Annotated in this window: 2 protein-coding genes; one reads left to right on the top strand and one right to left on the bottom strand. The window is 53.6% G+C overall.

What is annotated here, in order from left to right; genetic code table 11:
* On the top strand, positions 1–2013 hold a 2013-nt coding region (locus HWQ67_RS14945), incomplete at its 5' end, for an FG-GAP-like repeat-containing protein (RefSeq protein ID WP_218253491.1).
* 421 nt (positions 2014–2434) lie between these two features.
* Here HWQ67_RS14945 and HWQ67_RS14940 read toward each other — a convergent pair.
* Positions 2435–3335 (bottom strand): tetratricopeptide repeat protein (locus tag HWQ67_RS14940; protein ID WP_218253490.1); only part of this gene is annotated, 901 nt, incomplete at its 5' end.

The raw sequence follows: 3335 nt of genomic DNA, 5'->3' as shown, positions 1-3335 counted from the left end.
TATGATGACAGAAACCAGAATTCTCAAAGCAATGGAGGACAGTTTATGAGTTATGTCAGAAGCGTAAGAGATGTTAAGGGGTCAGCGACCCCCGGCTCAATGTTGTCGTATGTGTTTGCGGTTATTGCCGTGCTGTGTGGAGTGTTGATGTTTTCGGTGCCGCCAGTGTATGCAGATGAGGGCGGCGCAAATGCTACATTGACGGTGGAGAAGGCCGGTGATGGTGCCGGCATGGTGGTGAGCGACCCGAAGGGGATAAGTTGTGGCGATAAGTGTTCGTCCAGCTATCCTGTTGGTACGGTCGTATTATTGATGGCCAAGGCCGAGCTGGGTTCAAAGTTTGGCGGCTGGAGCGGGTGTGACACCGAAGATGACGATTCAACTTTTATGCCGGGTGTCGCTGACCCCTCCGGCGGTGGTGATGACCTTGCCAAGGGGTCAGCGACCCCCGGCTCAATGTGTAAGGTGACAATGCCGGCGTCATCGGACAACACTACGGCGGTCAAGACGGTAACGGCAACGTTCAACAAGGTGACGGCTCCGGGCATTACGTTGACAGTGCGCAAGGCCGGCAGTGGCAAGGGCACCGTGGAGAGTACTCCCGCCGGTATAAGTTGTGGCGATAAGTGCGTTGCCCCCTATGACAAGGACACGGTTGTTACCCTGAATGCTACGGCAGATGCGAGTTCGACATTTGGTGGCTGGTCGGGCTGCGACCCCGCAAGCGATAATGTAACAAGCGATAACGCAACAAATTCCTGTACGGTGAAAATGTCCGCCGGCAAGATGGTCACCGCCACCTTTATGGGAAGCGGACCTGTCGTGGCCAAGGTCATCCACGACTATAACGGCGATGGCATGAGCGACATCCTGTGGCACAACCAGAGGACTGGCATGGTTGCCATATGGCTGATGAACAGTGACAACGTAACGAGCTACGGTTCACCGGGCACCGTACCACGCAAGTGGCAGATAGATGGCGTCGGGGACTTTGACGGCGACGGCAAGACCGACATCATCTGGAGAGACACCAAGGACGGTTCGCTGCACATCTGGTTTATGGATGGCCTGACGTTGGCCAGTCATGCACCTGTGAAGTTCAGAAATTCGGAAAAGAAGATACACAAGAAGGACTGGTTCCTCAATAGAGTTGGAGACTTTGACGGCGATGGCAAGGCCGATCTGTTCTTCAGACACAAGGGCGATGGTAAGATGGCCATTTGGTTTATGAATGGCGCCGATGTTGTAGACTCAAAGATGATCGACAGTAAAGTGGGCAGAGACTGGGCAGTAGCCGGAGTGGCCGACTTTGACGGCGACGGCAGAGACGATATCCTGTTCAGACATGAGGGCATTGGAAAGTTGGCCATGTGGCTGATGGATGGCTCAACGATAAAGCGCCCTGAGATTGTGTCTAATTTAAAGGACCCCAAGTGGCGTGTAGCCAGGGTAGGTGATTTTGATGGCGATGGCAAGGCCGACATCCTCTACAAGAACGTGAAGACCGGAGAAGTGGCCATCTGGTTTATGGATGGTATAACGGTAAAGGGTTACCAGATGGTTGCCACTGTTGCGGATGACAGTTGGCATATAATCAGGAAGGGTGATTACAACGGCGATGGCAAACTTGACCTACTGTGGCAGAACGAAATAACGGGTCAACTCTTTATGTGGCTGATGAATGGTGCGACGATAGAAAGCGGGATTTCGTTGGGTGCGATTGACGACCCCGATTGGTTTGTCATTGGCGCCGGACGAGTGCAGGTAGCTCCGGCAAGTGCGACACTCACGGCACCGGCAGTGGGCGATACCACAACGTTTGATGTCGATGGCGGAGAAGCCCCATACACGACAAAGGTCAGCAATCCCTCTCTGCTCAATGCGGAGATTGACGCTGACGGAGTGCTTACGGTAACGGTGCTCAAGGCCGTCACCAGCGAAGTTAAGGCAGTAATAACCGTGATGGATGCCAACCATGAAACGGCATGGGTATTTGTGACATTGAAACCATAAACAAACCCGACTTAGCCCACAGCGGCAAGTGAGGGATCAAAGAAGGGGGGGCGTTCTGCCCTCCTTTTTTTTTATTGTGCGTTTCGATTCGAATGTATAGCAGATTCCGATTGGATTAAATACAAAACACACGGCATTTTAAGGGGTCAAGGGGTCAGCGAGGGGCGAGCCGCCCCCGGCTAAGTTCCCCCGGCTCAGTGGGGGACTGGTCCCCTTGCAGGGGAGGTCTGAGGAGGGGGCGGAGGGGGTGAGGCACCCCTGCCGTAAACCGCCCTCCTTCTTTCTTGTATCGCACACAATCGAATATAAACCTGTGATTTTTCAATGTTTTGAGGTTTGACTGATGAGGCAGTCTGCGGTCACCACTACTTGTACGGGACTACCTGCTTTTTTAAGAGGATACGGTGGCAAAGCTACAGCCTCAAGACCAGGCCCCCTTGGCCTTTGCAATGTAGTCGGCGGCCTTTTGAGGATCGCCCGATTCGTAAAATACGATGCTTAGGCTTTCATACAATGACGCAATATACGGATGTCTTTCGCCATAGACTTCCAGGCAGATCGCAAGTGCTTTTTCGTAAAACGCAATCGCCTGCTTTGGGTCGCCTAACTTATCTAATGAGAAAGCGTATGTATGAAGAAAATTTCCAACCGCTATATCCTTCGTTGCCTTGGCCTCATCCACCACCGCATCTGAGACCCTGACGGCAACCTTTTCCATAATCGCCCGACCCTGCCGATATAAAACCATATTGTCAAAGTAATCCCCCAACGCACGCGCATGAGGACACGCACCACGGATATTACCCACCTCAAGGGCGTGACGGACGGCCTCCTCCAGGTACTTGTAATTCGCCTCCGAGGCGGCTTTAATCCAACCGTCATACCACTGATACGCCAGCCCGTGCATCTCAAGCCGCTCATCAGGCGCCAACTTGCCCCACATGCTTTCGACAATCACGGGCGTCACCCAGTACACAAACTCACCCCTGGAGACGTCTTCACGCTCGATCAGCGTCAGGTCAACACCGGTGTCTAAAAACTGCTCACCGCCAAAACCCGCAAAGGCTGTCGCACCAACAGGCTCCCTGTACACAGCCGCTCGTTGAATGAACTTGTGGAACTCATCCCCCTCTGTCTGTGCGATCACATCCGCAAGATAAGCGAGGATGAACTCATCCTGCTTGCCCCGCAGCTTCGCCTCAAGATCAGCCAGGTCGTACTTGGCCTCGTCCCTGGCGATGACGTTCAACCACTCCAGCAGCCGGGGATTGCCGCCGCCGTATTCCAGATACAACGCAGCGTGCTTGCTCTGTGCAATGGAT

This window comes from Candidatus Magnetobacterium casense (assembly GCF_019173545.1).
In the GTDB taxonomy this organism is placed as follows: Bacteria; Nitrospirota; Thermodesulfovibrionia; order Thermodesulfovibrionales; family Magnetobacteriaceae; genus Magnetobacterium; species Magnetobacterium cryptolimnobacter.
Note: the sequence above shows the minus strand (reverse complement) of the source record. Positions and strands in the feature narration are given on the sequence as shown.